General features: G+C 60.6%; 21 protein-coding genes, 1 tRNA gene, 1 other RNA gene and 1 pseudogene. 8 read left to right on the top strand and 16 right to left on the bottom strand.

Going from position 1 to position 21264, the window contains the following annotated elements; all coding sequences use genetic code 11:
* Positions 1-2: 2 nt before the first annotated feature.
* The 7 genes from Q1A06_RS16640 to clpS form a co-directional block, all read right to left on the bottom strand.
* Positions 3-584 (bottom strand): TRAP transporter small permease, encoded by a 582-nt coding sequence (locus tag Q1A06_RS16640; RefSeq protein ID WP_299566264.1) that lies wholly within the window; start codon positions 582-584, stop codon positions 3-5.
* An 84-nt stretch (positions 585-668) separates the two neighbouring features.
* Entirely contained in the window at positions 669-1709 is a 1041-nt protein-coding gene (locus Q1A06_RS16635; protein ID WP_299566261.1) for a TRAP transporter substrate-binding protein, read from the bottom strand.
* A 179-nt stretch (positions 1710-1888) separates the two neighbouring features.
* Positions 1889-1965 (bottom strand) — tRNA-Met (locus Q1A06_RS16630).
* Positions 1966-2050: 85 nt separating this feature from the next.
* The gene (gene hemF / locus Q1A06_RS16625; protein WP_299566258.1) at positions 2051-2941 is read right to left on the bottom strand and encodes an oxygen-dependent coproporphyrinogen oxidase; all 891 of its coding nucleotides are present in this window, start codon (positions 2939-2941) and stop codon (positions 2051-2053) included.
* Positions 2942-2973: 32 nt separating this feature from the next.
* The gene (locus Q1A06_RS16620; protein ID WP_299566255.1) at positions 2974-3774 is read right to left on the bottom strand and encodes an SDR family oxidoreductase; all 801 of its coding nucleotides are present in this window, start codon (positions 3772-3774) and stop codon (positions 2974-2976) included.
* A 24-nt stretch (positions 3775-3798) separates the two neighbouring features.
* On the bottom strand, positions 3799-4791 hold the full coding sequence (locus Q1A06_RS16615) for a class I SAM-dependent methyltransferase (protein WP_299566252.1): 993 nt from the start codon (positions 4789-4791) through the stop codon (positions 3799-3801).
* 3 nt (positions 4792-4794) lie between these two features.
* Positions 4795-5133, bottom strand: coding sequence for an ATP-dependent Clp protease adapter ClpS (gene clpS, locus Q1A06_RS16610; RefSeq protein ID WP_299566249.1), 339 nt, complete (start codon positions 5131-5133; stop codon positions 4795-4797).
* A gap of 91 nt (positions 5134-5224) precedes the next feature.
* Between clpS and Q1A06_RS16605 the strand changes: the two genes are divergently transcribed.
* Together Q1A06_RS16605 and Q1A06_RS16600 are read left to right on the top strand one after the other, a co-directional pair.
* Entirely contained in the window at positions 5225-5947 is a 723-nt protein-coding gene (locus tag Q1A06_RS16605; protein WP_299566246.1) for an HAD family hydrolase, read from the top strand.
* Positions 5948-6226: 279 nt separating this feature from the next.
* On the top strand, positions 6227-7696 hold the full coding sequence (locus Q1A06_RS16600) for a D-alanyl-D-alanine carboxypeptidase family protein (RefSeq protein ID WP_299566243.1): 1470 nt from the start codon (positions 6227-6229) through the stop codon (positions 7694-7696).
* Between the two features lie 99 nt (positions 7697-7795).
* On the opposite strand, the gene Q1A06_RS16595 is transcribed toward Q1A06_RS16600, so the two are convergent.
* The 5 genes from Q1A06_RS16595 to Q1A06_RS16575 all read right to left on the bottom strand — a co-directional run bounded on the left by Q1A06_RS16595 (position 7796) and on the right by Q1A06_RS16575 (position 14295).
* The gene (locus Q1A06_RS16595; RefSeq protein WP_299566240.1) at positions 7796-9385 is read right to left on the bottom strand and encodes an ABC transporter ATP-binding protein; all 1590 of its coding nucleotides are present in this window, start codon (positions 9383-9385) and stop codon (positions 7796-7798) included.
* Complete coding sequence (locus Q1A06_RS16590; RefSeq protein WP_299566237.1) at positions 9385-10551, bottom strand: ABC transporter permease; 1167 nt, start codon at positions 10549-10551, stop codon at positions 9385-9387. The genes Q1A06_RS16595 and Q1A06_RS16590 overlap by 1 nt, the downstream gene beginning before the upstream one ends.
* Positions 10551-11696: a microcin C ABC transporter permease YejB gene (locus Q1A06_RS16585; protein ID WP_299566234.1), complete on the bottom strand. Its 1146-nt coding sequence runs from the start codon at positions 11694-11696 to the stop codon at positions 10551-10553. Before Q1A06_RS16585 ends, Q1A06_RS16590 begins: the two co-directional genes overlap by 1 nt.
* Before the next feature lie 3 nt (positions 11697-11699).
* Entirely contained in the window at positions 11700-13619 is a 1920-nt protein-coding gene (locus tag Q1A06_RS16580; protein ID WP_299566231.1) for an extracellular solute-binding protein, read from the bottom strand.
* A 175-nt stretch (positions 13620-13794) separates the two neighbouring features.
* Complete coding sequence (locus Q1A06_RS16575) at positions 13795-14295, bottom strand: cytochrome c family protein (protein ID WP_299566229.1); 501 nt, start codon at positions 14293-14295, stop codon at positions 13795-13797.
* Positions 14296-14424: 129 nt separating this feature from the next.
* Here Q1A06_RS16575 and Q1A06_RS16570 point away from each other — a divergent pair, with 129 nt between their 5' ends.
* Complete coding sequence (locus Q1A06_RS16570; protein WP_299566226.1) at positions 14425-15279, top strand: prephenate dehydratase; 855 nt, start codon at positions 14425-14427, stop codon at positions 15277-15279.
* A gap of 12 nt (positions 15280-15291) precedes the next feature.
* Here Q1A06_RS16570 and Q1A06_RS16565 read toward each other — a convergent pair whose 3' ends face one another.
* From Q1A06_RS16565 to Q1A06_RS16555, 3 genes are all read right to left on the bottom strand, one after another.
* Positions 15292-15759, bottom strand: coding sequence for an SRPBCC family protein (locus Q1A06_RS16565; protein WP_299566223.1), 468 nt, complete (start codon positions 15757-15759; stop codon positions 15292-15294).
* A gap of 81 nt (positions 15760-15840) precedes the next feature.
* Positions 15841-16809, bottom strand: a complete 969-nt coding sequence (gene nudC, locus Q1A06_RS16560; protein ID WP_299566220.1) for an NAD(+) diphosphatase — start codon at positions 16807-16809, stop codon at positions 15841-15843.
* A gap of 126 nt (positions 16810-16935) precedes the next feature.
* Positions 16936-17115, bottom strand: coding sequence for a hypothetical protein (locus Q1A06_RS16555; protein WP_299566217.1), 180 nt, complete (start codon positions 17113-17115; stop codon positions 16936-16938).
* A gap of 8 nt (positions 17116-17123) precedes the next feature.
* Between Q1A06_RS16555 and Q1A06_RS21095 the strand changes: the two are divergent.
* A pseudogene (locus Q1A06_RS21095) lies at positions 17124-17324 on the top strand (5'-nucleotidase C-terminal domain-containing protein); the annotation flags it as partial.
* A gap of 242 nt (positions 17325-17566) precedes the next feature.
* Positions 17567-17664, top strand: an RNA gene (gene ffs, locus Q1A06_RS16550) — signal recognition particle sRNA small type.
* 53 nt (positions 17665-17717) lie between these two features.
* On the opposite strand, the gene Q1A06_RS16545 is transcribed toward ffs, so the two are convergent.
* On the bottom strand, positions 17718-18560 hold the full coding sequence (locus Q1A06_RS16545; protein WP_299566510.1) for a neutral zinc metallopeptidase: 843 nt from the start codon (positions 18558-18560) through the stop codon (positions 17718-17720).
* Positions 18561-18619: 59 nt separating this feature from the next.
* Here Q1A06_RS16545 and Q1A06_RS16540 point away from each other — a divergent pair, with 59 nt between their 5' ends.
* The 3 genes from Q1A06_RS16540 (at position 18620) to Q1A06_RS16530 (ending at position 21258) form a co-directional block, all read left to right on the top strand.
* Positions 18620-18982, top strand: coding sequence for a DUF202 domain-containing protein (locus tag Q1A06_RS16540; RefSeq protein WP_299566214.1), 363 nt, complete (start codon positions 18620-18622; stop codon positions 18980-18982).
* A gap of 67 nt (positions 18983-19049) precedes the next feature.
* On the top strand, positions 19050-20807 hold the full coding sequence (locus tag Q1A06_RS16535; protein WP_299566209.1) for a DNA polymerase III subunit gamma/tau: 1758 nt from the start codon (positions 19050-19052) through the stop codon (positions 20805-20807).
* A gap of 106 nt (positions 20808-20913) precedes the next feature.
* Positions 20914-21258 (top strand): YbaB/EbfC family nucleoid-associated protein, encoded by a 345-nt coding sequence (locus Q1A06_RS16530; RefSeq protein WP_299566206.1) that lies wholly within the window; start codon positions 20914-20916, stop codon positions 21256-21258.
* Positions 21259-21264 lie beyond the last annotated feature (6 nt).

Below are 21264 nucleotides of genomic sequence, written 5' to 3'. Positions count from 1 at the left end.
TCTCAGGGCTCTCCAAATTCGCTGGGCAGGATATTTTGGCCGATCACAGCTTCCTGAATGCGGATCACCGCGCAGTAAACCGCAACGATACATGCCACGATTCCGGCGGCAAAGCTGGCCGCGTAGGACCACCAGACGGGAAATTGGAGGAACAGGGTCGTCTCGCCGTTGCCGTAGTACCGTTCAAGCCCGCCGTAGAGACGCCAGACGATCAGCAGAATCGTCACGGCCAGCACGACTTCCCAAAATGCGATGATCCAGCGGTTGAGACGTTCCGGCAGGGCTGACGTGAAGATATCGACAGTCGCATGTGCGCCGTAGAACTGGCAGACGGGCAGGAAGGAAAATATGGCAAAGGCCACGCCCGCTTCGAGCACCTCGTAATTGCCGTTAATCGGCCCGATCCCAAGATCCAGCAGTGCCTTTGCAACCCCGGCGAGATAGCCGTCGAAAAAATCAGTGTGCAGCATTTTGTTGACGGACCGCCCGACGATCGACAGCGTGGCAAGAATGACAAGCCCGATTAACACCACGCCACCGATCAGCGCCGTACCCTTGGCAAGCGTCCGGATCAATCTGTGCATCTGCAAGCCTCGTTCGGGGTGGATAGGCGGAAAACGCCCCGCGCCGACGTCGCCGGCGCGGGGCTGTGTCCTTGAACGGTGGAGTTATTCTTCGTAGGCATCCATCAGGGCCCGCGCCTCGTCGATCAGCGCCTGACCGTCGATGCCCTCGCTCTGCATATCCGCGAGCCAGTCATCATAGACGGGCCGGCTCGCGTCTTTCCACGTCTGCACGTCCGCGTCGGACAGTAGGATGATGTTATTGCCCGCATCGACCGCCACCTGCCGCTCGGGGCCGTCCGCATCCGCCTGTGTGCCGCCCGCGAGGATCGAGAATTCCAGACCGGAGTTGTCCTCGATCACTTTTTGCAGTTCAGGATCCAGGCTGTCGAAACGGTCCTTGTTCATGGCCAGCACGAAGGTCAGCGTATACAGGCTGCTTCCCTCGAATTCCGTGTGGTTCCTGACCAGTTCGGACACCTTGAGCGAGCCGGTGACTTCCCATGGGACGGTCGTGCCATCGACGACGCCCTTGCTCAACGCTTCGGGGATCGCGGGGACCGGCATGCCAACCGGCGTCGCGCCGACCTTCTCCAGAAGCACGTTGGCAAGGCGAGATCCACCGCGTATTTTAAGACCTTGCATGTCGGCGGGGGTGGTCACAGGGTTGCTGGTGTGCAGCACGCCCGGACCGTGAACCCAGGTGCCCAATATTTTCACATCCTTGAACTCGGTGTCTTTCATGTTCTTCTCGAACATCTGCCAGAACGCGGAGGAGGCCGCACGCGCGTTGGTGGTCATGAACGGCAGCTCGAACACTTCGGTGCTTGGATAGCGTCCGGGCGTGTAGCCCACGACGGTCCAGACGATGTCCGCGACGCCGTCGATGGCCTGGTCCATCAACTCGGGTGGCGTGCCGCCCAGCTGCATCGAAGGGTAACGCTCTATCTTGATGCGGCCATCGCTTGCCGCTTCAACGCGGTCGGCCCATGGATAGAGGATTAGTTTTGGCACATTGGCTTGGTCGGGCAGGAACTGGTGCATCCGCAGGGTGACATCCTGTGCGACTGCGGGCACGGCCCCAAGGACGGCACCGACTGCGGCCGCACCTGCAAGGCTCAGCAAGGACTTGCGTGTAATTTTCATCTATTCTCTCCCTATTGCAGCACTCGCGGATCCGTTGTCCGGCGCTGTCTTGACGCGCGGAGGCTATGAGGTCCACGCGCTCTTGTCACGCGCGATTGTCTTTCGCAACACCGCGGCAACCCTGAAAAGCACGGCACGCATCATGGTGGTTCAAAGGGTCTGTTGAAGAAAATGAAGAGTGGTGGCGTTACCTGGATTTGAACCAGGGACCTAACGATTATGAGTCGTTCGCTCTAACCAACTGAGCTATAACGCCGTAGGCGCGGAGGTATGATAGACCCCGCCGCGCGTCAAGGCAGAAAAACCACCATTCCGCCGTCTATTTCCGCGCCTGTGCGCTGCTAGACCCATTTTGCCAGCGGCGGCAGGCTCATCAATACCGCATTGGCGTCATGCCCGGTTTCGAGGCCGAATTTCGTGCCGCGGTCGTAGACCAGGTTGTATTCCGCATAGAGGCCGCGATGGATCAACTGCGTGTCCTTGTCGGCGGCGTCCCACTCCTGACGGATCCGCTTTTCCACCAACGGCAGGTAGGCAGGCAGGAAGGCGCGCCCGATGTCCTGCGTCAGTGCGAAATCGGCCTCCCAGTCGCCGGTATTGCGGTCATCCATGAAGATGCCGCCCACTCCCCGCGCGCGATTGCGGTGCGGAATGTAGAAGTATTCGTCTGCCCATGCCTTGAGGCTTGGATAGATGTTCCGTCCGTGCGGATCGAGATACTCTTGCTGGGTGCCGTGGAAATGTGCCGTGTCTTCGTCGTATTCGATGCAGGGGTTGAGGTCACTGCCACCCCCGAACCACCACGCGCCGGGGGTCCAGAACATCCGCGTGTTCATGTGAACGGCGGGCGCATGGGGGTTTTGCATATGGGCGACCAGTGAAATGCCCGAAGCCCAGAACCGCGGATCGCTTTCCATGCCGGGCACGCCGCGCGCGGCCATCGCTTTTTGCGCGCGCTCACCGAGAGTGCCGTAGACGGTGGAGATGTTCACGCCGACCTTCTCGAAAACGCGCCCCTCCCGCATGACGCTCATCAATCCGCCACCGGCGTCCGAGCCGTCATCAGAGGTGCGGGCCGTCTCGCTGACCTCGAACCGGCCCGGCGCCGCGTCGGTCAAAGGACCGTCTGCGTGCGCATCCTCAAGCCCTTCGAATGCTTCGACGATCTGATCGCGCAGCGTCTTGAACCAATGGGCGGCGCGGTCTTTTTCATCCTGGAACGTCGCAGTCATGGGCAGGCCTTCTATTGTCTGTTTCTATCGTTCTAGTGGGCCGGTGCGCTAACGGCATCCAGCAACGAGCGTCCGCCATCCACCACCATGATCTCGCCGGTCATAAAGCTGGAACTGTCTGCCGCGAGAAACTGCACCGCTTCGGCCAATTCGGACGGCGATGCTATGCGGCCAAGCGGTGTGTGACTGCGGATATCTTCGCGCCATTCGCGGTTGTCCGCTACGGACGCCTTAAGAGACGCGGACATGACCGACCCGAAGGCGACGGCATTCACCCTGATCCGGTGCGGCGCGAGCGTGACGGCAAGGGACCGGGTCATCTGGTCAAGGGCCGCCGAAGCGATGGAATAGGCCATCAGGTTGGGTTGGGTGTGATGCGCTGCGATCGAGCTGAGGTTGATGATAGAGCCGACCTGCCCTTCGGGCTGCTTTTCGCCTTGCTTGATCATCCGCCGCGCGACCTGTTGCGACAGCCGCAACGACGTCATCAGGTTCTGGTCCAACAATGTCTCAACCGACGTATCCTCGACGTTCAGGGCCTCCGTCGGCATGACCTGCCGCGAAGCATTCACAAGGATATCCACCTGCTCAAAGGCGTCAATGGTAGCGGACACCAGGTTGGCAATCGTCAATCGCTGCCTCAGATCACCCGCGAAAAACCGCACATTGCCCTCGTCGCGGGCCTCGCCCAACTCATCGACGAGCTTTTTCTCATCGATGTCGGCGCACATCACGTTCGCACCTTTGTCCGCGAACAGCCGCGCGATGGACAGACCGATGCCGTTGGCTGCCCCGGTGACGATCGCGGTCTTGCCGGAGATGGAAAAAGACATGGATAAATCCTTTGGTCGAGGGGCTCAGCGGCGCGTGCGCAAGGGGCGGGTCGCGTGAAACAGCTTGAACCGGGCATCACCACCGATCTCTTCGACCTGCGCAAAGCGGGTCTTCAGCTCAGCTTCATAGGGCAGGTGACGATTCGCGACCATCCACAAATCACCGTTCTGAGCCAAAAGCCGCGCGGCGGCCGCCACAAAGGCTTGCCCGATCTGCGGTTCGGACGCGCGTCCGACGTGAAAGGGCGGGTTCATCACGATGGTGTCCATGCGGTGCTCGGGTGACCATGTGGTCGCATCGGCCCAGTGGAAGTGAGCGCGCGGGTCCGTCACGTTGTGACGGGCGCATTCAAGGGCCAGATGTCCCGCTTCGATCAGGTGGACCGCCTCGACACCCTTGCGTTCGAGAACGTGGGCGGAAAGATACCCCCAACCGGCCCCCAGATCGGCCACCTGCGCGCCGAGCTTTTCCGGCAGCGCCTCCACCAGAAGAGCCGACGCCAGATCGATGCCATCGGCGGAAAAGACACCGGGGGCCGTCCAGAACCCGCCTTCGGTCAATGCCGGGCCTGCTTCCCAATCCGCAAAGCACTCGGCCGCCGATGCGTCGATCCAGAAGAGCTTGCCATGCGCTTTGGTGACCGGACCGTGTATCGTTACACGGCCTTTCATTTCCTTGAGGATGCTGTCTACGCCTTGATTCTTCTGCCCGTCGATCACGACCACGCCATCGCTTACTGAACAGGCTTCGGCGATCAACGCCCGCGCTTCGTTCTTGGCCCGCGGCAGGCAGACAAGGGCGGCGGAGTATCGCCCCTCGCTGACAACCGCGACCTCAAAGCCGCGTTCAGCGAAGGCATCGTGGACGGGCCGGAAACCGTGAATAACCTGCACGCGGTCCTTGGGTAGATCGTCCAATGCCAGGTCGGATGAGGGCGCGAACACCGCGATTGTGCCTTCTTCGGGCCAGTCGAGGCCGCCGCCATCCAGTGCAAGCGCCAGGCGCGAATCAAGCACCGCCTATTCTTCCTTTTCCATCGTGCATTGCAGAGGATGCTGGTTACGGCGCGCAAAATCCATAACCTGCGCGACCTTCGTTTCCGCAATCTCGTGGCTGAACACGCCCACCACGGCCAAACCCTTCTTGTGCACGACCAACATGATCTCGAACGCCTGCGCATGGTTGAGCCCGAAAAACCGTTCAAGAACATGCACAACGAACTCCATCGGAGTGAAATCGTCGTTGAGCAACAGCACCTTGTAAAGCGGTGGCCGCTTCGTCTTTGGTTTGACCTTCGTCAACAGTTCGATGTCGTCATCGTCCTGCGGGCCTGCCATGGTGATCGGATCAAGGTGCATTGCTGCTCCTGCGGTTGCTTGCGCTTCAGGGTGTTTGTTGAAACGTCTATATAACGTCAGATCCCCGTTAGAAAAGAGCCACCGCACCGATATGTCCAACACACTGACGACAATCGGCTTCGATGCCGACGATACTCTTTGGCACAACGAAAGGTACTTTGCCTTGACGCAAGCCCATTTCGCGCAGCTTCTGGCGGATCACACGGACCGCGACACCCTCATGGCGCGGCTGCTCGCCGCGGAGCGCCGCAATCTTCCGCACTACGGCTTCGGCATCAAAGGTTTTACATTGTCCATGATCGAAACCGCAATCGAGGTAACGGACGGGCGCGCGCCGGCTTCCGTCATCTCGCAGATACTGGATGCGGGCCGGGATATGTTGAGCCATGCAGTCGATCTGCTGCCGCAGGCTGCCGACACGGTTGAAGCCCTGCGGCACTCGTACAAGGTTATCGTGATCACCAAGGGCGACCTGCTGGACCAAGAGCGCAAGCTGGCACAGTCCGGTTTGCGCGATCTTTTCCACGGTGTCGAAATTGTAGCCGCAAAAACACCTCAGACCTATACCCGCATCTTCGGGCAGCACGGGACAGGAGCGGACCAGGGGCTGATGGTGGGGAACTCAATGGCGTCCGATGTTATCCCGATGATCGACGCGGGCGGTTGGGGTGTGTTCGCGCCGCATGGCCCGATCTGGGAGATCGAGCACGCGCAACCTCCGGCCTCCGCCAGATACCGTGAAATTGACAACATCGGACAGCTACCGACGTTGATCGACCGGATCACCGGCGACCTGGAAGATACAGGCGCGTAGCGTGCTTGGATCGACGGCTGCCATGTAGGACTTTGCACAGGCCGAGTCGCCTGGTTGAATTGGGGCACGCACCGCCCAGAAGCTGCCACATTCCTGCCACAATAGCGGGTTTTGTGTTTGAGCGGTCAACTGCGTCCACATATGGGCACCCTATCGGCGAAATACGGCAAAATTGCCCTAATTATAAGGGTTTATTGCGGCCGGTTTTCATGCTAATTTTTACCTAACAATACACCACCCGAAAAATCGGGGGTTCGAGGCAGTAAAAGGCAGATTATCATGAAGGTGCGGCGCGTTCAGCCGGCTCGTTACGGGCTATTTATTCTTGCGGCTATTTGGCTTTTGATCGCGCTCCCGATGAGCGCCATCGCGGCGCCATACGCGGCTTATGTGATCGACGCGCGCTCGGGCGAGGTCCTGCATTCCAGCAACGCCGATACGCGACTGCACCCTGCGTCTCTTACCAAGATGATGACCCTCTACATCGCGTTTCAAGCGATCGAGCGCGGTGAGATCTCACTCGACTCGAAAGTGACAATCTCGAAGAACGCTTCGTCGGAACCGCCCAGCAAACTCGGCCTGCGATCCGGCCAGAAAATCGCCCTGCGCTATCTGATCCGCGCCGCTGCCGTCAAATCGGCCAACGACGCAGCAACCGCCATCGGCGAAGCGATTGCGGGCTCGGAGGCGAAATTTGCACGGCGCATGAACCGTACCGCGCAACAGCTTGGGATGACCCGCACCACGTTCAAAAACGCCCACGGGCTGACCGAAGCGGGGCACCTGTCAACCGCGCATGACATGACAATCATGGGCCGGCATTTGCTGTATGACTACCCGCAGTACTACAATCTTTTTTCGCGCATCACTGCCGATGCAGGGATGAGCAAGGTGTCGCACACGAACCGTCGGTTCCTCGGTGCATACAAGGGCGCTGACGGGATCAAGACCGGCTACACCCGCGCTGCCGGTTTCAATCTCACCGCCTCCGCCGAACGCGGCAACGAGCGTGTCATCGTAACGGTTTTCGGTGGCAAATCGACAAGCTCGCGCAATGCCAAGGTGGCGGAGCTGATGGATCTCGGTTTCCGTCGTGCGCCCTCCAACGCTCCGGTGCGCAAGCCCGACGCGCCTGAATACATCGCCCAGGCACCCGATACCGGAGCGAAAGGCAAGACGATCCGCCTTGTTGGTGCGGTCAAGGATTCCAAGCGCCCCGTGCTGCGCCCCACTGTCGAGGTCGCCGTTGCCACGGCAGAGGCACCCGACGCAGTAAGCAGCCTGCTCAGCACTGCGATCGAGGCCGCTGTCGCACAGGCTGTCGAAGAGCCGGCTGCGCGTCCCGAGACGCCCGCAGCGCCGGAAGACGTGGTTCTGGCGTCCGTGACAACCGCGCCGACCTCATCCCGGCCCGCGCTGCGGCCAAAGGGGTTGGTCCTCATCGGTGCCCAGCCCGAAGCCAGGACCGATCCCGTCGTGCAGGAAATCGTGACCCGCGTGTCCACGTCCGGCGGTCGGCAATGGGGCGTCAATGTCGGACGTTTCGGCAACCGCTATCTGGCGGAAAAGATGCTGTTGAAAACCGCGTTGGCAGAAATGGCCACGCTGGACGGGTCACTGCGCAAGGTCGTGCGCAAACCCCAGGGATTTGATGCGAACTTTCTCGGCATGACGCGGGAGACTGCGGATCTGGCATGTCGCCGCCTCAAGGCGCGGCAGGTCAGTTGCTTCATGATCGGTCCCGGTTGATGTCAGCGGGTCCCACAGCCGCTGTACAGATCGACCTGATCTAGAATACACCGATTTGCGACCGTAGACCCCCGCGGCCCCGGCTGCGCCCGCGCACCGCTAATGAACGACGGCACGCATCAGGGTGCGGGTATACTCCGACTGCGGATTGTCGTAGAGCGCATCTACATCCCCGTATTCGACAACATCCCCTCGTTTCATCACCATGACGCGGTGCGACATGGCGCGCACGACGTTCAGGTCGTGACTGATGAACAGATAGGCCAACCCGTATTTGACCTGCAAGCTGCGCAGCAGATCGACGATTTGTACCTGCACAGTCATGTCGAGCGCCGATGTAGGTTCATCCAGCACCAGCAATCGCGGTCGAAGCACCATTGCACGCGCGATGGCAATGCGCTGTCTTTGCCCGCCGGAAAACTCGTGCGGGTAACGGTCCATCGAACGGGGGTCCAGCCCAACCTCCATCATCACGTCATGCACCAACTGACGCTTGTCGCGCTCAGGGTCGACCTTGTGAATAGCAAGCCCCTCAGCGATGATCTGCATGCAGGTCATACGCGGGCTCAGGCTGCCGAACGGGTCCTGAAATACGATTTGCATGTCCTTGCGCAGGCGGCGCAGCTGCTTCGTCGACCATTTGCGCACATCATCGCCCATGAACACGATCCGCCCTTCGGAGGAGATCAGCCGCATGATCGCCAGCGCCAGCGTCGTCTTGCCCGATCCGCTTTCCCCGACAATGCCGATCGTTTCACCGGCGCGCACGCTGATCGTTGCGTCGTTCACCGCTTTGACGTGACCAACCGTCCGGCGCAAAAGACCCTTGTGGATCGGAAACCAGACTTTCAGATGCTCGGTTTCCGCGATCACATCGGCACCGTCCGGCACCGGCGCGGGGCGTCCCGAAGGGGCCGCGCCCAGCAATTTACGGGTGTAGGGGTGCTGTGGATTGTCGAAAATCTCTTGTGTCAGCCCCTGCTCCACGATCCTGCCGTGCTGCATTACGCAGACCCGGTCGGCAATCCGGCGCACGACGGCCAGATCATGCGTAATAAACAAAAGTCCCATCCCCTCGCTGTCCTTCAGCTCCTTGAGCAGGTCGAGGATCTGCGACTGGATCGTCACGTCGAGGGCCGTCGTCGGCTCGTCCGCGATCAGGACATCGGGCTTGTTGGCAAGCGCCATCGCGATCATCACGCGCTGGCGTTGTCCGCCGGAAAGCTGGTGTGGATATGAGCCGAGACGGCTTTGCGCATCGTTGATGCCAACACGCTCCAGCAGTTCCAGAATCCGCGTATGTGCCGCGTTCCCGGTCAGCCCCTGATGCAGGGCCAGCGACTCGCCCAGTTGTTTGTCGATGGTGTGCAGCGGGTTGAGCGAGGTCATAGGCTCCTGAAAGATAAAGCTGATATCGTTGCCGCGCACTTTGCGCAACAACGCGTCGGACGCGCCGATCATCTGTTGCCCATCGTAGGTGACGGACCCTTCGACAACCGCGTTGTCGCCCAGCAGCGACACCGTGGACAGCGCCGAGACCGACTTGCCCGACCCGCTTTCGCCCACCAGCGCGACGGTCTCGCCCCGCTCAAGCGCAAAGCTGATGCCATCGACGGCAGTCACCAGCTTGCCATCCTGACGAAAGGAAACGCGCAGATCCCGCACGTCCAGAAGCGGTGTGTCGGTCATCAGGAAAACGTCTTTCTGGGATCAAACGCATCGCGGATCCCTTCGAAGATGAACACCAGCAGCGACAGCATCAGCGCGAAGGTGAAAAAAGCGGTAAAGGCAAGCCACGGCGCCTGCAGGTTTTGTTTGGCCTGCAAGGTCAGCTCGCCCAGCGATGGCGCGGACGACGGCAGGCCGAAGCCGAGATAATCCAGCACCGCAAGCGAGGAAATCGTGCCGGTGATGAGGAACGGCAGCATCGTCAGCGTCGCCACCATTGCGTTGGGTAGCATGTGGCGGAACATGATCGTGGTATTACCCACACCCAGCGCACGGGCAGCGCGCACATATTCAAGGTTGCGCGCCCGCAGGAATTCGGCGCGCACCACGCCGACGAGCGCGGTCCAACTGAACAGCACGAGCAGGAACACCAGCAGCCAGAAACTGCGCCCGAGAATGGCGAACATGATGATGATGACATAGAGGGACGGCGTGGAGGTCCATATCTCGATCACGCGCTGAAAGATCAGATCAAGCCAGCCGCCGAAGAATCCCTGCACCGCGCCCGCGGCGATGCCGATGATCGTCGACAGACCCGTCACCAGCAGAGTGAACAGGATGGACAGCCGAAACCCGTGAATGACCCGTGCCAACACATCGCGTTTCGTCCCGTCGGTACCTAACAGGTTCTGGCTGTTGGGTGGCAAAGGCGCCGCGCCCGGACGATCAACCGCCGTGTCAAAACTGTAGGGGATCGGCGGCCAAAGCGCCCAGCCTTTCTCGATCGGCTCACCCTCGATGATGCCATCCTGCGCATCCGCAAGGTAGGTCTCGGGGTCGTCGAAACACAGCTCGGATCCGCCGGTGTCGATCAGGCAGCGCACCTCGGGATCGCGGTAGGCCGCTTCGGTCTGGAAATCACCGCCAAAGGCGGTCTCGGGGTAGAACTTGAAGATCGGCATGAAGTAATCGCCCCGGTACTGCACCAGGATCGGCTTATCATTGGCAAGGAACTCCGCGAACAGCGACAGCGTAAAGACCACTGCAAAGATCCACAGCGACCAGAACGCACGGCGGTTCCGTTTAAAATTGCGCCAGCGGCGTTGGTTGAGCGATGACCCCTTGTGGGGGATGGGCGCCACCGGCGCAGGCGCGTCCGAAGCGGGTGTCGGGTTTGGCTCCTGCATCAGCCTTCCCTCTTTTCGAAATCAATGCGCGGATCGACCAGGACATACATCAGATCGGAAATGATCCCGACCAGCAGCCCGATCAGGCCAAAGATGAACAGCGTGCCGAAGACGATTGGGTAATCTCGCGCCACCGCCGCCTCAAAGCCAAGCCGCCCCAGACCGTCGAGGCTGAAGATTGTCTCGATGATCAGCGACGAGCCAAAGAAGACGCCGATGAACACCGCCGGAAAACCTGCAATCACGATCAACATGGCATTGCGGAACACGTGACCGTAGAGAACACCGCGCTCCGACAATCCCTTGGCGCGGGCGGTCATGACGTAGTGCTTCTTGATCTCGTCGAGAAAACTGTTCTTAGTCAGCAACGTCAGGGTCGCAAAGGCGGAAATCGTGGACGCGAGAACCGGCAGCGTGATGTGCCAGACATAGTCTTTCGCTTTGCCCCAGGCGCTCAGTTCTTCGAAGTTATCCGAGGTCAGGCCGCGCAAGGGAAACAGCTCATAGCAGGTTGGATTGAAGGCTGCGCCACCGGGCCAAACTTCCGAGAGGATCGGGATCCGGAAACAATTCGCCGGCACGAAGAGCACCAGCAGCAGAATGGCAAAAAGGAACCCGGGGATCGCGTAGGCTGCGATAATCGCACCCGATGTCCAGGTATCGAAGCGCGAGCCGTCCCTGACCGCCTTGCGGATGCCCAGCGGGATCGACACCATGTAGGCGATCAGTGTCGACCACAGCCCCAGCGTGATCGACACCGGCAGCTTTTCCTTGATCAGGTCGATGACTGAAATCGAGCGAAAGTAACTCTCGCCGAAATCGAAGCGCATGTAGTTGAACATCATGTTGAAGAACCGCTCGACCGGGGGCTTGTCGAACCCGAATTCACGCTCGAGCTCGGCGATGAATTCCGGCGGCAACCCGCGCGATCCGGCGTAGTTCTCGGTGGCTGTCAGATCGGCGTTGCCCGCGTCGGTGCCAGAGCCCGCAAAGCCGCCGAACACGTCCCCACCGCCCTGGATGCGCGCGATTGCCTGCTCGACCGGTCCGCCCGGCACGAATTGCACCAACGCGAAATTGACCAGCATGATCCCGAACAGCGTCGGGATGATCAGCAACAGCCGCCTGAGAATGTAGCTGCCCATGGTTTACCTCAGCACGCCTGCCGCGCGCAATTTCTCTGCTTTGGCAGCGTCGTACCACCAGAAATCGAGATAGCCCAGCGCATAGGGCGGTTGCTGTTCGGGGTGGTTGTACTGATCGTAGTAGGCGGTCCAGTAGACATCGTTGTACCACAGCGGGATCATGATAAATTCATGGCGCAGCGCACGGTCGAGCGCCATCATCGCGGCGTTTTCCTCTTCGGATGTTTCAGCCTGCAGGGACGCTTCGATGATCGCGTCCACCATCGGACTGGCCAGACCGGCAGGATTGAACAGCGAATAGCTTGCCGCTTCGGAGCCGTAGTGCTGCGCAAGGCCGGTCCCGGTGCCAAGGAATGCAGCATAGGCGTCAAAGATCATGTCGTAATCGCGGTCCCGCTCCCGCGCGGTATATTGCGAGCTGTCGACTTTTTCGAGCACCGCATCGATGCCCAGCTTGGTCAGGTTGGAAATGTAGTTCTCAACCACAGCAGAGAGCGTGGCGGAGCCCGATGAATTGAGCAGAAAGGTAAGCTGCAGTGGCGCGCCGTCCGCGTTGCGACGCATCCCATTGTCGCCCACGGCCCAGCCCGCTTCGTCCAGAAGCGCCATCGCGCGGCGTGCATTGCGCCGGTCAAACAGCCGCTCAGCCTGCGAAACATGCGGCACCCGCACCTCTTGCGTCAGAACCTTGGGGGCGATGACATCACCGAGACTTTCCAGAAAGGCCAATTCGGCACCCTCCGGCGCACCCGTCGCCATGACCGGCGAATCCTGAGTGAAGGACGCGCGCGGCTTGAACAGGCCGTATTGCAGCGATTCATTGGTCCATTCGAAATTGAACGCCAGCGCGACAGCCTCGCGCAACCGCTTGTCCTGCATGACCTCACGACCCAGATTGAAGATGAAACCGGTCGGTTGCGGGGGCGATCCGTCAGCGATTTCCTCTTTCACGACATACCCTTCCTGAACCTTGGGAAAGTCATAGGCTGTGGCCCACTGACGCGAATTGCCTTCCGAACGGAACGTGTACTCGCCAGACTTGAACGCCTCGAACGCGGAATTTTCGTCACCGAAGTATTCCACCCGGATCCGATCAAAATTGTTGCGGCCCACATTGAACGGCAAATCGCGGCCCCAATACTCGGGGTTGCGCTTGTAAACGATGCGGCGATTCACATCGACATCCTCAACCATGTAGGCTCCCGATCCGGGCGAGATCTCAAGCCGGCTCTCGTCCAGCCGCGCACCGGTTTGCTCGTACCACTTCTTCGACCACGCGGGCACGAACCCAACCTGATCAATCAGACTGCGCCGCGAGATGCCTTCGGTAAAATAGAACTTGATGGTGTGATCGTCGATCACCTCGACCTTAGGGATGCGCTTACGGACCGCATCGGCGTAGGATTGCAGCCCTTGGTCCAGCAACAGATTATGCGAAAATTCGATGTCATACGCCGTTACCGGATCACCGTTCGAGAACCGCGCCTCGGGACGCATATGGAATATTACCCAGTCTTTGGATTCGGGATATTCGACCGTGTGCGCCAGCAATCCGTAATACTCACCGTACACGTCCGCGGGGGCGGGCTCGGTACCGATACCGTCGCCCAGAAGGCTCTCGTACATCATCGTGCTGAGCGCACCGCCGCGGCCCTTGCGCGAATAGGGGTTCATGGAGTCAAACGTGCCCAGTGCCGAAAACGATATCTCGCCGCCTTTGGGGGCATCCGGATTGACGTAATCGAAATGGTCGAAGTCCGCCGGATACTTGAGATCACCGTAGAACGAATAGCCATGGCTTTTGATGATCGTCTCGTGGCTTTCGGCGCGGCCCTGGGCGGCGAAAAACAGGGCTATGCAGAAAACAAGCAGCCCGGACCAGAGGGCGTGCGGCGCGAGGGCTTTCGATATGGCTTGGGGCATGAGACGCTCCTTGGAACAGGTCGGAAATGTCAGTGGTTTCTGGAATGTAGGCTAATGGCCCCGCACGCCAAGTTACAAGTTGCAACTCTGTGATCTTGCGAAAATCGGGGGCACCGACGAAAAAGGGCCGTCCCGCTGGACGACCCTTTGCTTTGGATATGTCGTGATACCGTTCTCAGTCGTCGAGGCTGTCGAGATAGGCGATCACGTCGGCACGGTCCTGCGCCTTGTTCAGACCGGCAAAGCCCATCGTCGTACCCGGAGCCCAGTCGCCCGGGCTTTCAAGGAAACCATTCAGGTTTTCCGGCGACCATGCGTCGCCCTGCGGTGCCAGCGAACCGGAGTATTCAAACCCTTCGGCCGACGCGATCTGACGCCCCACGACACCGTGGAGATACGGACCCGTTGCATTCGCGCCCGGTTCTACCTTGTGGCATGCCGTGCACTTGCGGAAAACTTTCGCGCCATCGTCGACCGACGCCGAGGCCAGCAGTTCTTCGAACGGGACCTGGACTTCTTCTTCCGCAGGCGCGTCACCCTCGACGGCAATGGAATAGGATGGCTCGCCATGTAGCCCGGCATGGTACAATTCTTCTCCGGCCCATTTGCCCAACAACAGCACCAGCCACGCGCCCAGCAGGCCGGCAGCGATTTTCGTAAGTGTCATTGTATCCATCGGTCAGTCCATCATTAAGAAATGTTCTATTGGTTGACGCGGTATCTATTGCTTTCCCTCACCGCAGGCAAGGTGTAGTTACCGCGACCAAACGCCCATTTAGCCAAGTTTTTGCAAAGGACCGGCGGAATGACCCTAAACAAGCCGCCGCGCATCGCTTTTCAGGGCGCTTTGGGAGCTTACAGCCACGAAGCCTGTCTGCAGGCGCGGCCCGATGGCATCCCTGTCCCCTGCACCACCTTCGACGGGGTTTTGCGCGCCGTGCGCGCGGGGCGCGCCGATCTGGCGATGCTGCCTGTCGAGAATACCACATACGGCCGCGTCGCCGACATCCACCGTTTGCTGCCGCAAAGCGGGATGCACATCATCGAGGAAGCGTTCGTGCGCGTGCGCATCGCACTGATGGCGCGGCCGGGTGTGGCACTGGACCGGATCAAGCACGTTCGCGCCCATCTTGTGCTGTTGCCGCAAGCGCGCAGCTTTCTCGAAGCGCACGGGATCACGTCGGAGCCCGCAGCCGACAGCGCAGGCGCGGCGCAGGAACTTGCCGCCGGGGGACCGGACCACGAAGGCGTTCTGGCAAGTGCAGTGGCCGCCGACATTCACGGCCTGAACGTGCTCGCCGACGGCATCGAGGATCTTGATCACAATACGACCCGTTTCCTTCTCATGGCGCCCGATCTGGACCTGTCTCGGCGCGGCGATCACATGATGACCACCTTTGTGTTCGAAGTCCGCAACATCCCTGCCGCGCTTTACAAGGCAATGGGCGGCTTTGCGACGAACGGCGTCAACATGACCAAACTCGAAAGCTACATGGTCGGCGGTTCGTTCACCGCGACACAGTTTTATGCGGATATCGAGGGACACCCCGACGATCCTGCCGTAAAGCGCGCGTTGGAAGAGCTTGGGTACTTTACGAACATGCTGGATATCCTGGGCGTCTACCCGTCGCATCCCGGCCGCTGGCAAACCGCAGGCTAGCCGCGCCCGGCGTCAGGCGCTGCGCCTTTGCCTCTCTTCGAGAGTGCGGGCAAATTCGGCCACTCTCAGCTTGTACTTTTTTGTCAGTGACGTCTTTGCCAGCTTCAACGACTGGACCAGCAGGCGCGCCGACAGGTTCAACGGCTTTATGTCGAGGATGACCATCACCCGCGTCCGATTGCGCGACAGCGCGACAAGCTCAAGCGACATGAGCGTCATCAACCCCTGAGACCGACATTCGAAGACCATTTCGTTTGGTTTTTCGAACGTGATCATCTCGATCTCGACCTGACGCCGTTTTCCGCGCATGTTGAAAGCCGCGTTCCAAGCAATGCCGGGTGCCGGTGCCGATCTACTGTCGGCCCGCTGTACCTCCGCACCCCGCCGCATCGCTGCGCGCTCGAACATCTCGAAATCGCACAGCATGTCGAAAACCGCGTCGATCGGTGCTTCGATGTCTTCTTTCGTTGAGAATTTCATATCTCTACCGCTCGCTCCTCGTCCCTGCCCTCAATAGCGTCTATCATAAAATTCGCTTTGGAACACAGTGTTCTCGTCGCATCAGTCAAGCGTGTCCGTAAGCCACCGCTCGATCAGGAAATGCGCGATTGCGCCCTTGCGCGCGGGCAGAACCTCGGGGTGCTGCCCCGCCGAGATGTCCATCATCTCCTCGCGACTGATCCACCGTGCGTCCTCGATCTCGACAGGATCGACAGTGATCTCGGTGCTTGTCGCGTGGCCGTGGCACCCGAACATCAGCGAGGCCGGGAACGGCCAGGGCTGACTGGCGAGATAGCCGACCTCTCCGACCCTCACCCCCGATTCCTCGAACACCTCGCGGCGCACCGCCGCTTCGAGGGTCTCTCCCGGTTCGACGAACCCCGCCAACAGCGAATACATGCCGCGGGGCCATCCGGGCGACCGCCCGACCAGAACCGAGTTGCCGTGCGTGATCAGCATGATCACGACAGGATCCGTTCGCGGAAAATGCGCGCCGCCGCACCCGCTACACTGCCGCTGCCAACCGCCCTGCGATACCTGCGTCTCCTGTCCGCAGCGCGCGCAGAAACGGTGAATTTCGTGCCACCCCAGAACAGCCTTTCCCGACGCCGCGAGCTCGGCATCGCGCGGGTTGAGCCATGTCATCACGCGGCGCAACTCGGCGAACACCATCCAGTCGGGCAAGGCAGGATGCCGCTGTTCGCTGGGGTCCATGAACGCTCCGAAATTCGCGTCATCCACAGTATCGAGCGCCCACGTTGGTAATTCGACGGCGAACACCGGGCTGCCCTCTTCGCGGCCCAGCAAAATGGGGGCCTGTGCCCGCTCGGCGAGCGCGGGATGGTCCATACTCAGCCGGACCAGCCCCGCCGGACGTTCCGGCGAGATCAGCGGCTTACCACGCCAGAAAACGACGGCACGGGACGCGGGATCGCGCTCTGCTTGTGCCAATGCCTCGGCATTTCCACGCAACTCACCGGCACGGTCAAGCGATGACCCTCCGAAAGTAACCAGCTCTGCATCCTTCATCGACGTTACCTTTCTGTCTGATGCCGCTTCGGCATATTGCACGGAAAAACCATGATCCATATGGTTTTGCACGGTATCGAGATTTACCAATTCAACCCAAGGCGGTACCTGTTCGATATGGTCCCGTTACATCGCCCTGCCCAGATAATCCGCAATTGCACTGTCGGGCACCTGCGGATACTGGTGACAACCGATCTGCACGGGCATCTGTTGCCACATGACTACATCAAGGACCGCGCAACACAAGGTGGCGGGCTTGCCGGACTGGCGCATTTGATTGCGCGCGTCGGGAGGGGGGGTAGCCATCGTAGGGTATGCTGGCCGCGCACCTGATCGTGCTTGCCGTAGTCGCAGCGATGAGCGCGGGCGGGCGCGGCGGGCCGGGCAACTATATCAACATCCCAGCAGGTCAGGTGCTGCGGCGTCATATCGAAGGTCTTGCGCTTTTTGCCAATCAGACCATCGGCATTCACGTAACCGGCGCGGACCTGAAAAACTGGCTTGAACACGCGGCGCTGATTTTCATTAGCCTCGCGCCAGACCACGCCGACCAACTGCTTGCAAACCCGGAATCCCGCCGTTTCAGTTCAACACGATCTTCGGCCTGCACTACGAAATTGACCCATGCGCACCGCCCCATGCCGGCGTTACTCAAACGACCCACGCCGTGCGTCCGGTCGCTGCGGCACAGGGTTTTGCAGGTTCAGAATTACGCTGTAAGGTTGCACGGCGCGAGCGGATTGCCTATATCGGGATTCGAGAGGTTGGTGCGGGCAGGCGCCTCGCCAACCCGGTCAGATCCGGAAGGAAGCAGCCGTAACGAGTCCCGCTTGGGTCGTTATCAATCTCTCACCCAACGCTGCGCCGCAAATGCGGCGTTGTCATGCGACCAATCGGCAATGAACCCTTCAAAGCTGCGTCGCCGCAAAAGTATCACACTCTGCCACACGCCCGCTGTCAAAACCGGTGCGGAACCAGCGCGATCTTTGTTCGGATGTGCCGTGGGTGAACGTATGCGGTTGCGGAACCCTGCCCGCTTCGCGTTGCAACGTGTCGTCGCCGATCTGCCGGGCCGCGTTCAGCGCCTCTTCGAGATCGCCACGCTCCATCAGGCCCGCGACATTTTGAGCCCAGACGCCGGACAGACAATCCGCCATCAGCTCCAACCGGACAGTAAGCGCGTTCGCCTCGACCGTCGAGGCACGTTGCCGCGCCGCATTCACTTCGGGCAGAATACCCAATTGGTTCTGGACATGGTGGGCGACCTCATGCGCGATCACGTAGGCTGCTGCGAAATCGCCCCCCGCGCCCATCTGCCGGTCAAGCGCGTCGAAAAACCGCGTGTCGAGGTATGCCTTCGAATCCGCCGGACAATAAAAAGGCCCTGTCGCGCCGCTCGCTCCGCCGCAAGGGCTCTGCGTCACGCCACTGAAAATTACTAGGCGGGGGGGTACATAATCACGGTCGAGCTGTTCGCGGAACACGGTCGTCCAGACATCTTCGGTCGTCGCCAGCACCTGCGCGCTGAAACCTGCTGCCGGGTCGTCTGCGGGGTCAACGCTACGCGAGATTTCCTGCTGGCCGCCGCCCTGCAACAGGGGTGATACGTCGATGCCAGTAAAATAACCGATCGCCAGAACAGCCAACACACCGACGAGGCCAAGGCCACCTTTGCCGCCGATACCGCCACCCCGGCGGCCACCGCTGCGCATCTCGACATTTCTGCTGCGCCGTATCCCCTTTAGCCGCATGACCGCCCTCATGTATAATTATACTTGCCAGATTAACACACTTGCCCCACTTAAGTTCAATGTCACAAGAAAACGATCTTGCCGAGGACCGCACGAATTGGGCCGAAGACCGGACCATCCTTGCAAATGAACGTACATTTGCAGGGTGGATGCGCACCGGTATGGCCTCGCTTGCCGTCGCAATCGGTCTCAAGGCCGTATTCGGAGAGTTTGAGCCGACCTGGGCCGCAAAGGCGGTCGCGACGATTTTCATCGCCGCTGCGATCTATATTTTCTGGGCGGCGCACGATACGGCGACCAAGACGCTGGAGCGCCTCGAAGACCACCATGCCAACGCCCAGCCCAATGCCCGTATGAAGACACTCGCAATCATCTTCAGCTGCGCCTCGGTGGCCGTCGGCGGGATCCTGTGGATGCTGTGACAGCGGTTTACGATGCCCGACCGAAGGCTTAGTTTACGGATCTGACCCTATCCGGAATGGACCCTTGATGACCGACACCACAGCCTACCGCGTGCTTGCCCGCAAATACCGCCCCGAAACCTTTGTCGATCTCGTCGGCCAAGACGCGATGGTGCGCACGCTGAAAAATGCGTTCGAAGCGGACCGCATCGCGCAGGCGTTCATCATGACTGGCATTCGCGGCACCGGCAAAACGACGACCGCGCGGATCATCGCCAAGGGAATGAACTGCATCGGCACCGACGGCACGTCCGGCCCCACGACCGAACCGTGCGGCACCTGCGAACACTGCACCGCGATCATGGAAGGCCGCCACGTCGACGTGATCGAGATGGATGCGGCGTCGAACACCGGCGTCGGCAACATCCGCGAGATCATCGACAGCGTTCACTACCGCGCCGCCTCCGCGCGCTACAAGGTCTACATCATCGACGAAGTGCACATGCTGTCCACGGGCGCGTTCAACGCCCTGCTCAAAACGCTCGAAGAGCCGCCCGAGCACGTTAAATTCATCTTTGCGACCACGGAAATCCGCAAGGTGCCCGTTACCGTTCTATCCCGTTGCCAGCGGTTCGACCTGCGCCGGATCGAGCCCGAAGTGATGATTGCCATGCTGCGCCGGATCGCTACTGCGGAAGGCGCCGAGATTTCCGATGACGCGCTGGCGCTGATCACCCGCGCCGCCGAAGGATCGGCGCGCGATGCGACATCTCTGCTGGATCAGGCGATCAGCCATGGCGCGGGCGAGACGACAGCCACACAGGTGCGCGCCATGCTGGGTCTGGCGGACCGTGCCCGGGTGCTTGATCTGCTCGACATGATCCTGCGCGGCGATGCGGCGGGTGCGCTGACCGAACTGGGCAGCCAGTATGCCGAGGGGGCCGATCCGATGGCCGTGCTGCGCGATCTGGCGGAAATCACCCACTGGGTGAGCGTGGTGAAAATCACACCCGACGCCGCCGAAGATCCCACCATCTCGCCCGAAGAACGGAACCGTGGCCGCGCGATGGCCGATGCGCTTGCGATTCGCGTGCTGACACGCTTATGGCAGATGTTGCTCAAGGCACTGGACGAGGTCGCAAGCGCACCGAACGCGATGATGGCCGCCGAGATGGCGATCATCAGGTTGACCCATGTCGCGGATTTGCCCGCCCCGGACGAATTGGTGCGCAGCCTTCAAAACACACCGCCACCCGCGCCCGCGACGCAGAGCGCGGGTGGCGGTTCTGGCGGGTCCGCCCCCCGCGCCCAAGGCAGCTACGCCCCCCCCTCGACAGTCACCGGTGCGGCGGGTGGTACCGGCACCAGCGGTGCGGCGACAGCTCGCGCACCGGCTCACGACAGCGCGCTCAGACATTACCCGAGCTTTGAGCACGTGCTTGAACTGGTCCGTCACAACCGCGATGTGAAACTGCTGGTCGAGGTGGAAACCTGCCTGCAACTCGCTGCCTACCAACCGGGCCGCATTGAATTCGTGCCTACGGAAAACGCGCCGCGCGATCTGGCCCAGCGTCTCGGCGCGAAGCTGCAGCTTTGGACCGGCAACCGCTGGGCAGTGACCATCGTAAACACGGGCGGCACACCGACCATCGCCTCGATCCGGGATGCCAAACAGAACGCCCTGCGCGCCGATGCCGAAGGCCACCCGTTGATGCTGGCCGTGATGGACCAGTTCCCCACAGCGAAGATCACGGCGATCCGCACGCCCGAAGATATCGCCGCATCCGCCGTCGAAGAGGCCCTGCCCGAGGTCGAGGACGAATGGGACCCCTTCGAGGACGGCTAGACGGAATTTCGGCGCGAACCTTGTCGTGCGCCGCATCCACTGCAATATGTAGACTGAAGCGATCAGGCGCCACCGGCGCCCCCACAAAACGAACAGGAGCAAACTGATGTTCAAAGGACTAGGCGGTCTTGGCGATATGGCCGGAATGATGAAGAAAGCCCAGGAAATGCAGGGCAAGATGGCCGAGATGCAAGAGGAAATGCACAATATCATGGTCGAGGGCGAGGCCGGTGCCGGGCTGGTCAAAGCAACTTGCACTGCCAAGGGCGAGCTGAAAAGTCTCGATATTGACCCGTCGATCTTCAACGGCGACGACAAGGAAGTTGTCGAGGACTTGATCCTTGCCGCGATCAAGGATGCGCAGGGCAAGGCGAGCGACCGCGCACAGGAAGAGATGGCCAAACTGACCGAGGGCATGGGCCTTCCCGCCGGCATGAAGTTGCCGTTCTGAAACGCA

Origin of the sequence: uncultured Sulfitobacter sp., assembly GCF_947497275.1 — a bacterium.
GTDB lineage: Bacteria > Pseudomonadota > Alphaproteobacteria > Rhodobacterales > Rhodobacteraceae > Sulfitobacter.
Note: the sequence above shows the minus strand (reverse complement) of the source record. Positions and strands in the feature narration are given on the sequence as shown.